13 protein-coding genes are annotated in these 11,099 nt (G+C 68.1%); 6 read left to right on the top strand and 7 right to left on the bottom strand.

Features of this window, described 5'->3' with window-relative positions; genetic code table 11:
• On the bottom strand, positions 1–290 hold a 290-nt coding region (locus tag F787_RS0106115), incomplete at its 3' end, for a transposase (RefSeq protein WP_028491631.1).
• An 84-nt stretch (positions 291–374) separates the two neighbouring features.
• Between F787_RS0106115 and F787_RS0106110 the strand changes: the two genes are divergently transcribed.
• The 6 genes from F787_RS0106110 (at position 375) to F787_RS0106085 (ending at position 7,116) form a co-directional block, all read left to right on the top strand.
• Positions 375–1,760, top strand: coding sequence for a complex I subunit 5 family protein (locus F787_RS0106110; protein ID WP_231373404.1), 1,386 nt, complete (start codon positions 375–377; stop codon positions 1,758–1,760).
• The gene (locus tag F787_RS0106105; RefSeq protein ID WP_028491629.1) at positions 1,757–3,643 is read left to right on the top strand and encodes a complex I subunit 5 family protein; all 1,887 of its coding nucleotides are present in this window, start codon (positions 1,757–1,759) and stop codon (positions 3,641–3,643) included. The genes F787_RS0106110 and F787_RS0106105 overlap by 4 nt, the downstream gene beginning before the upstream one ends.
• On the top strand, positions 3,640–4,320 hold the full coding sequence (locus F787_RS0106100; RefSeq protein WP_028491628.1) for a class II aldolase/adducin family protein: 681 nt from the start codon (positions 3,640–3,642) through the stop codon (positions 4,318–4,320). Before F787_RS0106105 ends, F787_RS0106100 begins: the two co-directional genes overlap by 4 nt.
• Before the next feature lie 73 nt (positions 4,321–4,393).
• Entirely contained in the window at positions 4,394–4,714 is a 321-nt protein-coding gene (gene hspQ / locus F787_RS0106095; protein ID WP_018869428.1) for a heat shock protein HspQ, read from the top strand.
• Positions 4,715–4,721: 7 nt separating this feature from the next.
• A complete protein-coding gene (gene ilvD, locus F787_RS0106090) occupies positions 4,722–6,407 on the top strand; it encodes a dihydroxy-acid dehydratase (protein ID WP_018869429.1) in 1,686 nt (561 codons plus the stop codon).
• A 22-nt stretch (positions 6,408–6,429) separates the two neighbouring features.
• A complete protein-coding gene (locus tag F787_RS0106085) occupies positions 6,430–7,116 on the top strand; it encodes a rhomboid family intramembrane serine protease (RefSeq protein ID WP_028491627.1) in 687 nt (228 codons plus the stop codon).
• A gap of 18 nt (positions 7,117–7,134) precedes the next feature.
• Here the strand turns inward: F787_RS0106085 and galU are convergent, their stop codons facing one another.
• From galU to F787_RS0106055, 6 genes are all read right to left on the bottom strand, one after another.
• On the bottom strand, positions 7,135–8,022 hold the full coding sequence (gene galU, locus F787_RS0106080; protein ID WP_028491626.1) for a UTP--glucose-1-phosphate uridylyltransferase GalU: 888 nt from the start codon (positions 8,020–8,022) through the stop codon (positions 7,135–7,137).
• A 59-nt stretch (positions 8,023–8,081) separates the two neighbouring features.
• Positions 8,082–8,324: a helix-hairpin-helix domain-containing protein gene (locus F787_RS0106075; protein ID WP_051246034.1), complete on the bottom strand. Its 243-nt coding sequence runs from the start codon at positions 8,322–8,324 to the stop codon at positions 8,082–8,084.
• 122 nt (positions 8,325–8,446) lie between these two features.
• Positions 8,447–9,187 carry an orotidine-5'-phosphate decarboxylase gene (pyrF, locus tag F787_RS0106070; protein WP_018869433.1) on the bottom strand — a complete coding sequence of 247 codons (741 nt, stop codon included), beginning with the start codon at positions 9,185–9,187 and terminating at the stop codon, positions 8,447–8,449.
• Positions 9,188–10,414, bottom strand: coding sequence for a tetratricopeptide repeat protein (locus F787_RS0106065; RefSeq protein ID WP_018869434.1), 1,227 nt, complete (start codon positions 10,412–10,414; stop codon positions 9,188–9,190). It abuts the gene before it with no gap.
• Positions 10,415–10,420: 6 nt separating this feature from the next.
• Entirely contained in the window at positions 10,421–10,738 is a 318-nt protein-coding gene (locus F787_RS0106060) for a lipopolysaccharide assembly LapA domain-containing protein (RefSeq protein ID WP_028491624.1), read from the bottom strand.
• A 13-nt stretch (positions 10,739–10,751) separates the two neighbouring features.
• Positions 10,752–11,048 (bottom strand): integration host factor subunit beta, encoded by a 297-nt coding sequence (locus F787_RS0106055; protein ID WP_019022077.1) that lies wholly within the window; start codon positions 11,046–11,048, stop codon positions 10,752–10,754.
• Between the last annotated feature and the right edge of the window lie 51 nt (positions 11,049–11,099).

Genomic DNA, 11,099 nt, shown 5'->3' with positions numbered 1-11,099 from the left:
AGCAGGCGCCGCCACTTTTTTAGCGCATAGATCTGCAGGTGGGCCTCACCCAGCGCCTCCCGCGTCTCGCGCAGCTCCGACTCGTACTGCTCGCGCAGATCCTTCGGACGGGACTTGAAGCCGTTCTCCATGTTCTTCTGCGCCTCGTCCATCCAGCTCTCGACGTCGGACACCGCCAGATCATGCTGGCGCGCCACCTCCGCCACTGTGGTCTTGCCCTTGAAGATGTCCATCACCACGGCCGTCTTGCGCTTCGCCGTCCACCGCTTCACCGGTGCTTCTTCGCTCATCATGCCCTCCTGTTGGCCCCACAATAACCTGTGCAGCCGTCGAGGGGGTCACTTCACGCCTTCGCGCATCCGCGCCGGGGCCGCATGGCGACGCTGGGTACCGGACTGCTGCTGTTGCCGGTACTGGCCGTTCTGGTCCTCGAAAACCTGCGCACCGGCCCCTGGCGCCAGGATCTGGGGGGCTGGGCCGCGCCATTGGGAATCGGCTGGCAGATCGATGCCCTCGCCCTGACCCTGCTTGTTCTGACCACTATGGTCGCGCTGGCCGCGGCGATCTATCGCCTTGCCGAGCGCCGTCTGGTGCCGGACAGTCGCCAGAGACGTTATTTCTGGCCGTTGTGGCTGTTCCTGTGGGGCGGGCTCAATGCCTTGTTCCTGTCTGCCGATCTGTTCAATCTCTACGTGATCCTGGAGATGGTGGCCCTCGCCGCGGTGGCGCTGATCGCCGCCGCCGGCGGGCCGGCGCTGGCCGCGGCATGGCGCTACTTCCTCGCAACGCTGCTGGGTTCCACGCTGTATCTTCTGGGTGTCGCCCTGCTCTACGGCCAGTACGGCGCACTGGACATCGCCCTGCTGACCGGCCGGGCCGCGGAGGAACCCGTCACCCTGGCGGCCGCGGTGATGATCACTCTGGGTCTGTTGCTGAAGGGGGCGATCTTCCCGCTGCACTTCTGGCTGCCCCCGGCCCATGGCCGGGCCCATGCGGCGGTCAGTGCGGTGCTTTCCGCTGTGGTGGTGACCGCGGCGTTCTATCTGCTGGTGCGTCTGTGGTTCGGCCCGTTTGGCGGGATGCTTCCGGGGCTGCCGGCACAGCTGCTGGGCCTGCTGGGGGCGGCGGCGGTCATCTGGGGCGGTGTGCTGGCCATGCTCCAGCGCCACCTGAAGATGGTGATCGCGTATTCGACCGTCTCGCAGCTGGGCTTCGGCCTGCTGGTGTTCCCGCTGGCGGCCGCCGGGGCCCTGCCCGGCCAGGCCCATGCGGGCATGCTGATGCTGTTGCTGGCCCACGGCCTGGCCAAGGGCAGCCTGTTCCTGGCGGCGGGCTGCCTGGCGTGGCAATGGGGCAGCGACCATCTGCGCCGCATCGGCCCGCCGATGGCCGGTGGCAGCCTGCTGGCCTGGATCGCGATCGCGCTGGCGGCGGCGAGTCTGGTGGGCCTGCCACCCAGCGGAGGCTTCGTCGCCAAGTGGTGGCTGCTGGAGTCGGCGCTGGCCGCGCGCGCCTGGCCCTGGGCGGCGGTGATCGTGCTCGGGACGTTCATCACCGCCGGATACCTGTGGCGCATCCTGCGGGATCCGTTGCGGTTGGGAAGCGATGACGCGGCCGCGGCGCCCGCGCAGGGGCCACCGCTGCCCATTCCGCTCGCCATGCCCCGGGCCGCACTGCTGCTGGCCCTGGCGGCGATCGCAAGCGGCCTGTTCGCCACGGCGCTGCGCTCGGCCTTTGCGGCCGGGGGGCTGGCCGGATGAACGCCACGCAGCTCGCACTGCTGCTGGCCGTGCTGGCGCCATGGCTGGCCCTGACCGCGCTCGCGCTCCCCGCCCTGCGTCGCCGGGCCACCATCCTGCTGCCGCTGGCGGCCCTGCCGGCGCTCTTGCTGGCCCTGGCAGGCCCCGACCCCGATGCCGGGATCGTGCTGCCCGGGCTGCTGGATCAGGCCCGTCTGGCGCTGGATGGCACGGCCCGCGCCTTTCTGTTGCCCGGCGCCCTGTTGTGGCTGCTCGCCGGGGCGTACGCCCATCGACACCCGCTGACACACCCGCTGCGGTTTGCCGTGTTCTGGCTGCTGACCCTGGCCGGCTACCTGCTGCTGGTGCTGGCGGCGGATCTGCTCACCTTCTATGCCGGCTTCGCGCTGATGACCTTCGCGGCCTACGGTCTGGTCACCCACACCGGCGGCGTGACGGCCCTGCGGGCCGGACGGCTCTACCTCGGCCTGATGCTGATCGGCGAGGTCGCGCTGTTCACGGCGGTGGCCTGGACCACCATGCTCGCCGGTCCGGGGAATTCGCCGGATCTCGTCGGACTGGGTGCGGGCATGGAACCGGCCGCCGCCCTGCTGTTCGCGATCGGCTTCGGCCTGAAGCTGGGCGCGCCGGGGCTGCATGCCTGGCTGCCCCGGGCCCACGCGGTGGCGCCGGTGCCGGCCAGCGCGGTACTGAGCGGCGTGATGATCAAGGTCGGCGCCCTGGGGGCATGGCGACTGCTCGAAGGCGGTCTTGAGGTTCCCGGGCACGGCGCCCTGATCCTGACGGCGCTGGGCCTCACGGGCACCTTTTATGCCGTGGCCGCGGGTCTGCGCCAGTCCGAACCCAAGACCATCCTCGCCTGGTCCAGCGTCAGTCAGATGGGCCTGGTGGTCGCCCTGCTCGGCATGGGCGCGGCCGGGACGTCGCCGGGAGCGCCACCGGCGGCGGTCTGGGCGGGCCTGGCGGTGATGCTCGCTCATCACGGCCTGGCCAAGGGGGCGCTGTTCCTCGGGACCGGGCTGCTGGCGACGGCGGCGGATCGCTTCACCCGGAGGACGATACTGCTCGGTCTGGCGCTGGCCGGGGCCGCGCTCGCGGCCGCTCCGCTCTCCGGCGGAGCCCTGGCCAAAGCCGCCCTCACGTCCGGCATGCCCGGCTGGCTGGCGGGCCTGACCGGCACCGCCACCGCCCTGCTGATGCTGCATTTCCTGCGCCGCGCGGCCAGCCGCACCCCGGAGCCAGAACCGGAGCGGTCGACCGGCGGCAATGACCGCCACGGGGGCATGATGGGGTGCATGGTGCTCTGGTGGGCGACCCTAGCGGCCGGGCTTGTGCTGCCCTGGTGGGTGGCCGATGCTTCCCTGCGCGAATACGTCCTGACCACATCGGCCATCGGGAACGGTCTCTGGCCGCTTCTACTGGCCGGGGTACTGGCAGGCGGGGCATGGTGGCAGCGATCCCGATGGCCCGGGATCGGCCGGGTCGCGGCGCGGCCCCCCGAACCCGACCGAAGCGCCCCGCGCACCCTGCCCGGCATGGCCCGGCTGGCCCACTGGTGGACCCTGACGGAACGCCAGCTGCATCGCTGGCCGGTCATCGGGCGCGTGGCCACCACCATGATCCTGCTGCTGGCGCTCGCGCTGGCCTTTTCGGCGACTCCGGCGCTGTTCGCCTGCAAGCAGGCTCCTACAGACACTCTGTTCGCCGGCAGGGCTCCTGCAGATGCGGGAGCAGGTGTGGGAGCAGGTGTGGGAGCGGCCTTGGCCGCGAACGGACGGGTGCTTGTCCGGGGCGAACTCCCCGGAACCCTTGCGGCCGGATGCCCCGAGCGCTGCCGTCAGGCAGAATGCGCAAGACGGTTCCGGACGAAGGCAGGCGCATGAATGAGCAACAGTTGCGCGAGGCGGTGATCGACACGGCGCTGGAAACCAACCGGCGCGGCCTCAACCAGGGTACATCCGGTAACGTCAGTGTACGCTGCGGTCACGGCCTGCTGATCACCCCCTCCGGCGTGGCGTACGAGGACCTGACGCCGGAAGATCTGGTGTACATGGATGCCGACGGATACTGGCCGGCGCACCAGAAGCCTTCCAGCGAATGGCACTTCCACCGCGCGATCCTGCGGGAACGCGACGATGTTCATGCAGTGGTGCACGTGCATTCGGTCTACGCCAGCGTGGTCGCGATTCAGCAGCGCGACATCCCGCCGCTGCATTACATGATCGCAGCCGCCGGCGGCGACTCCATCCGCTGTGCCCCGTATGCCACCTTCGGGACCCCGGAACTCTCGCGACATGCGCTTGCCGCACTGGAGGACCGCTACGCCTGTCTGCTGGCGAACCACGGGATGATCGCCACCGGGCCGGACCTCGCACGCGCGCTGTGGCTCACCGAGGAGGTCGAACTGCTGGCGCAGCAGTACGTGCTGAGCCTGTCCATCGGCGGCCCCGCCCTGCTGGATGCCGCGGAGATGCAGCGCGTGCGGGAGGCCTTCAAGCAGTACGGCCCGCGGCGGGAGGCGGCCCCGAGCGGATCCGGACAGGAACCGGACGAACCCTGAGACGGCGTGACGCGCCCCGGGCTCGCCCGGTCTATTCTTTTGTTTTCACCCCTGCGAGCAGAGAGATTGCACCATGGCCAGCGGCACCCGTTTTTCGGTGGGCGAGATCGTCCATCACCTGAAGTATGATTACCGCGGCGTCATCGTGGATGTCGACCCGGTCTACAACGGCTCGGACGAATGGTATGAGACGGTCGCGAAGAGCCGGCCGCCCAAGGACCAGCCGTGGTACCACGTGCTGGTGGATGGCTACACCCACAGCACCTATGTGGCCGAGCGTCATCTGGAAAGCGACACCTCGGGCGAACAGATCGATCACCCGGACCTGGGCAAGTTCTTCGACCGTTTCATGAACGGGCGTTACAGTCGCGAAAACCAGACCCGGACACACTGAGGAAACCATGAGCCAGGACAACCGCCGCTCGCGCGTGGTCACCGAAGGGCCACGCCGCACACCCAATCGCGCCATGCTGCGCGCCGTCGGGTTCGGAGACGACGACTTCCAGCGTCCCATCGTCGGGATCGCCAACGCGCACAGTACGATTACCCCCTGCAACACGGGGATCGGCGCGCTTGCCGAACGCGCGGAACGGGCGGTGCGTCAGGCCGGCGGCATGCCCCAGACCTTCGGCACCATCACCATCTCCGACGGGATCTCCATGGGCACCCCGGGGATGAAATACTCGCTGGTCTCGCGCGAGGTGATCGCCGACGCGATCGAAACCGTGGTCAACGGGCAGAGCATGGACGGGGTGCTGGCCACCGGGGGATGTGACAAGAACATGCCCGGGGCGATGATCGCCCTCGCCCGCCTCAACGTGCCGGCCATCTTCGTCTATGGCGGCACCATCAAGCCCGGCCATTACAAGGGCCAGGAACTGACCATTGTCAGTGCCTTCGAGGCCGTGGGACAGCACGGCGCCGGTCGGCTGTCCGACGAGGACCTGCAGGGGGTGGAGCGCAACGCCTGTCCCGGCGCGGGTTCCTGCGGGGGCATGTACACCGCGAATACCATGTCCTCGGCCTTCGAGGCGCTGGGGATGAGCCTGCCGGGATCCTCGACCCAGGCCGCCGAGGATCCGGAAAAAGGCGAGTCCGCGGCGCGCTCCGGCGAGGTCCTGCTGGAGGCGATCCATGCCGATCGCAAGCCGCGCGATATCCTCACCCGGCCGGCCTTCGAGAATGCCCTCGCGGTGGTCATGGCCCTGGGCGGCTCCACCAACGCGGTGCTGCACCTGCTGGCGATCGCGCACGCCGCCGAGGTGCCCCTGGATCTGGACGATGTCGAACGGATTCGCCGTCGCACCCCGGTCCTGTGCGATCTCAAGCCCTCCGGGCGGTACGTGACCACCGCCTTCCATCAGGCCGGCGGCACCCCGCTGGTGATGCGCCTGCTGCTGGACGCCGGGCTTCTGCACGGGGAGTGCCTGACGATCACCGGCGAGACCCTGGCGGAAACCCTTCGCAATGCCCCCGCCGCCCCGCCGGCGGAGGCCGCAGACATGGTCCGCACCCCGGCCGACCCGCTCTATCCACAGGGCCACCTGGCGATCCTCAAGGGCAGTCTGGCCCCCGAGGGGGGCGTGGCCAAGGTGACCGGCCTCAAGCGACGCAGTATTCGCGGACCCGCCCGGGTCTTCGACTCCGAGGAGGCCTGCCTGGACGCGATTCTCGCCGGCTCGATCCGCGAAGGGGACGTGATCGTCATTCGTTATGAAGGGCCGCGCGGCGGACCCGGGATGCGCGAGATGCTGGCCCCCACCGCGGCGCTGATCGGTGCCGGTCTGGGAGATGCAGTAGGCCTGGTCACCGACGGACGGTTCTCCGGCGGCACCTACGGCATGGTCGTGGGTCATGTCGCGCCCGAGGCGGCCGCGGGTGGTCCCATCGCGCTGGTGCAGGAAGGCGACCCGATCGTGATCGACGCCGACCGGAACCAGCTGGATCTGGACATCGACCCCGAGGAACTGGAACGCCGCCGGTCGGCCTGGAAGGTCCCGGAGCCCCCGGTGGCCCGCGGAGTGCTTGCCAAATACGCGCGCACGGTGGGATCGGCCAGCCGCGGCGCCGTGACCGACGACTTCTGAGCCGGACCGGCGCACCCTCCGCATGACCCATCCTGATCCGCGCTCGCCGCGCTTCAGCATGATGCCTCCGGTGATCGGTTTCCTGCTGGTCACCAACGTCCTGCTGTTCCTGGCCATGCCCGCGCTGGGCAACTGGCTGATGGCCCATTTCGCCCTGTGGCCGATCGGCACCCCGTCCACCATCATGCAGGACGGCTCGATGATGCGCGTGCCGGATTTCCAGCTCTGGCAGCTGGTGACCTATGGCTTCCTGCATGGCGGGCCGCTGCACCTGTTCGTCAACATGTTCGTGGTATGGATGCTGGGCGTTCAGGTCGAGAATTCATGGGGTTCGCGCATGTTCGCGACCTATTTTCTGATCTGTGTGATCGGCGCCGGTCTGGTGCAGCTGGTGGTCACTGCAGGGGGCAACGGTGATGCCATCTACCCCACCGTGGGGGCCTCCGGCGGGGTGTTCGGGGTGCTGCTGGCATTCGGGATGATGTTCCCCAACCAGCGCCTGTTCCTGATCTTCCTGCCGATTCCGATCAAGGCCAAGTACTTCGTGATCGGTTACGGCATCCTCGAGCTCTATCTGGGGGTATCCGGGACCATGTCGGGGATCGCCCATTTCGCGCATCTGGGCGGCATGGTGGTGGGGCTGCTGATGATCCAGTACTGGCGCGGGCGGTTGCTGGTTCGGCCCCGGCATCGGCGGCTTTGGTGGTGAGCGCCGGGCCCGGACGCGTCAGCTGTCCGTCCGCGTGCGCAGGTATTCGCGGAAATCGTCCTTGAGTTCGGGGTGGTCGAGGGCGAACTCGACCGTGGCCTCGAGATAGCCCAGCTTGCTGCCGCAGTCGAAACGCCGCCCGGAGAACTCCCAGGCCGTCACGCGTTCCTCCTCGCGCAGGCGATCGATGGCATCGGTCAGCTGGATCTCGCCGCCGGCCCCGGGTTCCTGCCGTTCCAGCAGATCGAAGATCCGCGGCGTCAGCACATAGCGCCCGACCACGGCTACGTTCGACGGTGCAAAGGCCGGATCGGGCTTTTCCACGATGCCCTTCACGTCCCAGCTGCGGGGACCGGTGCGTTCCGGATCGATGATGCCGTACTGATGGGTGCGGTCTTCGGGCACCTCCTCCACGCCCAGCACGCTGCAGCCATGGCCGTTGTACTGCTCCACCATCTGCGCGGTGGCCCCGCCATCCACGGCCTCGATCAGGTCATCCGCCAGGATCACGGCGAACGGTTCTGCGCGCACCACGGGGCGCGCACAGGCGACCGCATGCCCCAGCCCCAGGGCTTCGGCCTGGCGCAGGTACACGCAAGTGACGCTGGATGGAACGATGTTGCGGATGCGTTCGAGGAGCTCGGTCTTGCCCCGCTCCTCCAGCTCGTTCTCCAGCTCGTAGGCCTTGTCGAAATGATCGGGGATGGCGCGCTTGTTGCGTCCGGTGACGAACACCAGGGTATCGATCCCCGCCGCGACGGCCTCTTCGGCGGCATACTGGATCAGCGGCTTGTCCACTACCGGGAGCATTTCCTTGGGGTTGGCCTTGGTCGCCGGCAGAAAGCGCGTCCCCATGCCGGCCACGGGAAAGACCGCGGTACGGATTCGTTTGCTCTTTTCGGTCATGTGCCCTCCGGGCCGCGGGGCATGGCCGCGCGATGGCGGTCATGCCCCGGCCGCTCTCCCTATTCCAGTTCAATCCGATCCAGATTCATTTCCACCGTCCGTTCGCCAATGCCGGACACCTCGGTCAGGGCCTGCTCGGATTCGAAATCCCCGTGTTCTTCCCGGTGTTCGAGGATGGCACGCGCCGTGACCTCACCGACATTGCTCAGGGTGACCAGCTCCTCCAGCGGTGCCGAATTGACGTTGACGGGCACCTGTTCGCCGGCAGTGACCGGCGAGCCGAGGCTCAGCCCCAGCGCCATGGCAGGCAGCAACACCCGGGCGGAACGGAACATGGATACAGTACGGATCATGGTGAACCTCCTTGTCTTTTCAATGGTGGCGAGCGCCGTCTCCCATGCGCTCACCATGGATCCTAGCCCGATCACTGCGTCGGGGAAACCCCCTGCATGCGTCCCGCGATCGTCCGCATCGCCGCGGCGGGATCCTGCGCACGGGTGATCGGCCGGCCCACCACAATGGCACTGGCGCCGGCCTCCAGCGCCCGTTCCGGCGTCATCACCCGTTTCTGGTCGTCGTCCCCGGCCGTTTCCAGGCGAATCCCGGGCGTCACCAGCCTGGGTGCCGCCCCCAGCTCCTCGCGCAGCATCGCCGCTTCGCGCGCGGAACATACCAGCCCGTCCAGCCCCGCCTGCTCCACCGCCAGGCGCCCCAGGCGCATGACCTGGCCATCCGGGGTGTCCTGCACGCCGGTCTCCTCCAGGGTCGCGCGGTCACTGGAGGTCAGCACCGTTACGGCCAGCAGGGCCGTCCGTTCATTGACCTCGCGGACCGCGTCACGGGCTGCCCGCATCATCGCCAGGCCGCCGGAAGCGTGCAGGTTCACCAGCCACACATCCATGCGGGCCGCCGCGCGACAGGCGGCCGCAACCGTGTTGGGGATGTCGTGAAACTTGAGGTCCAGGAACACCCGGAAGCCGAGCCCGTGCAGCCGTTCGACCAGATCCGGTCCGGCGACCACGAACAGCTCGAAACCCACCTTCAGCGCACACTGGTGGGGGTCCAGACTGCGGGCGAAGGCCAGCGCCTCGTCGCCGGAGGCGAAGTCCAGGGCGACGATCAGCCGCGGCTCCTGGAGGTTCGGGGTTTCCGTTACCGGGTCCATTCAGTGGCTCTCCTCGCGAATCAGCGCCGCTTCGGCGTCTTCAGTGTTCTGATCGATATCGAAATCCAGCCCGCGCAGGGTGTCCCAGCGCCGGCAGCTGGGGCATTGCCAGACATGGCCGCGGCCCTGGTACCCGCAGTTGGTGCATTGATACAGGTGCTGACTGCGCAGCTGGTCCGACAGAGCCTTCTCGAAGGCCGTAAATTCGCTTACGTAGCTCTGCACCGCGGGCAGTACCTTCATCCAGCGCACCGCCTCCAGCAGCCCCGAGGTGGGTACCGGGCGCTGGGCCAGGATGACCCCCAGCTCATGCAGCGCCCGGTCCATGCGTCCGGTCCGTCGATACAGCCGCATCAGCGCGATACGCGCCATGGTCACGCCGCGGGTCTCGGCGAGGTCGGTCAGTACTTGTTCCAGCGCCGCCAGACGATGCTCGCCCGGCAGGGCCTGATGCAGCTGCTCCAGCCGCGGGACCAGCAACGGTGCCAGCCGCGGCGTGCGGGCCACTGCATCACTGCCGTAATCGATGGCCTCGCGAATGCGTCCCTCGCGTTCGGCGATTTCCGATTTCAGCAGCAGGGCCCGCGACAGACCCGGTACCAGGGCTTCGGCCTGGCCTGCCCGCTCGGAGGCCTCGGCCAGGTCATTGCGTTCCAGCGCCTCGCTCGCCAGTTCGCAATGGTAATGCGCAACCCGCAGGGGTTCCTGTGGCGAGCCCTCGGCGCGCAGCCGGTTGCCGACCTCGATCGCCTTGTCCCACTCGCGCTGCGTCTCGTACACGTGCCGCAGGCCTTCCAGTGCCTCGGAGGCCTGGTTCGGCGAATTCATCAATTCGCGGAACACCCCCTCGGCCCGATCGAGCACCCCCGCCAGCAGGAAGTCCTGGCCCAGTTCGCACAGCGCCTGTGCCCGCTGGGCATCGGTCAGCGCCGGGCGCGCCACCAGGTTCTGGTGAATGCGGATCGCGCGGTCCACCTCGCCCCGCCGCCGGAACAGGCGCCCCAGGATCACATGGGTTTCAAAGGTTTCATGGTCGACCTCGACCATCTCGATGAAGGTCTGCAGGGCGTCGTCGGTACGATCGTCCAGCAGGTATCGTACGCCCTGGAGATAGCGGTCCAGCGCGGGATCGCGGGTTTCTTCCTCCTCGGGAACCCCTCGGCGCGCGGCCCACCAGCCACTGGCGGCGGCAACCGGCAACAGCAGCCAGAACCAGTCCTCAATCATTCCGGTTCAGTAGAAATCCCGCATCGGCGCGGTCCGCAGCTGTTCCACCTCGACCCGCAGCGCACGGTTCTCATCCCGTAGCCGGTCGATCTTGCGTTGCAGACGCCGCAGCCTGAGCCAGAAGATCAGTGCCGCAATCAGTACGCCCGCCAGGGCGCTCAGGCCCAGGAGTACGATCAAGGGGGCCTCGAGGGTGAGACCGGGGAGATGGAGGGTGGCGGCGCCCTCGTTGAACACCACCAGGATCCCGATGCCGGAGGAGATCAGGATCAGGGCCACGAATGCGACCCAGTGCCGCAGCCGGGACTTTCCGTGCTCGGCCATTCGTCGTATCCGCCTACTGGTCCTTTTGCGCGCCGGCATTGACGCGTTCCCGCAATTCCTTGCCGGGCTTGAAGTGAGGGACATATTTGCCGGGCAGGGCCACGCCCTCACCGGTCTTGGGATTCCGCCCCATGCGCGGGGGCCGGAAATGCAGCGCAAAGCTGCCGAATCCGCGAATTTCCACCCGCTCGCCACTGGCCAGTGCCTGACTCATCCGCTCCAGGAGGGCCTTGACGCTCAGTTCGACGTCGCGTGGCGGAAGGTGCGGTGATTTGCGGGCAAGATTGTCGATCAATTCCGATTTGGTCATCTGGCACTCGCAGCAAAGGGGGAGGAAAGACAAAAAAAGGCCCGCACCCGC

The sequence above is a fragment of the Thioalkalivibrio sp. ALE19 genome (assembly GCF_000428605.1).
Taxonomy (GTDB): Bacteria; Pseudomonadota; Gammaproteobacteria; order Ectothiorhodospirales; family Ectothiorhodospiraceae; genus Thioalkalivibrio.
Note: the sequence above shows the minus strand (reverse complement) of the source record. Positions and strands in the feature narration are given on the sequence as shown.

Coding starts and splice junctions, on each gene's coding strand:
- F787_RS0106065 (WP_018869434.1), bottom strand. CDS start 10,414: ATGATTGAGGACTGGTTCTGGCTGCTGTTGCCGGTTGCCGCCGCCAGT.
- F787_RS0106100 (WP_028491628.1), top strand. CDS start 3,640: ATGAATGAGCAACAGTTGCGCGAGGCGGTGATCGACACGGCGCTGGAA.
- ilvD (WP_018869429.1), top strand. CDS start 4,722: ATGAGCCAGGACAACCGCCGCTCGCGCGTGGTCACCGAAGGGCCACGC.
- F787_RS0106060 (WP_028491624.1), bottom strand. CDS start 10,738: ATGGCCGAGCACGGAAAGTCCCGGCTGCGGCACTGGGTCGCATTCGTG.
- F787_RS0106105 (WP_028491629.1), top strand. CDS start 1,757: ATGAACGCCACGCAGCTCGCACTGCTGCTGGCCGTGCTGGCGCCATGG.
- F787_RS0106075 (WP_051246034.1), bottom strand. CDS start 8,324: ATGGCGCTGGGGCTGAGCCTCGGCTCGCCGGTCACTGCCGGCGAACAG.
- pyrF (WP_018869433.1), bottom strand. CDS start 9,187: ATGGACCCGGTAACGGAAACCCCGAACCTCCAGGAGCCGCGGCTGATC.
- hspQ (WP_018869428.1), top strand. CDS start 4,394: ATGGCCAGCGGCACCCGTTTTTCGGTGGGCGAGATCGTCCATCACCTG.
- galU (WP_028491626.1), bottom strand. CDS start 8,022: ATGACCGAAAAGAGCAAACGAATCCGTACCGCGGTCTTTCCCGTGGCC.
- F787_RS0106085 (WP_028491627.1), top strand. CDS start 6,430: ATGACCCATCCTGATCCGCGCTCGCCGCGCTTCAGCATGATGCCTCCG.
- F787_RS0106110 (WP_231373404.1), top strand. CDS start 375: ATGGCGACGCTGGGTACCGGACTGCTGCTGTTGCCGGTACTGGCCGTT.
- F787_RS0106055 (WP_019022077.1), bottom strand. CDS start 11,048: ATGACCAAATCGGAATTGATCGACAATCTTGCCCGCAAATCACCGCAC.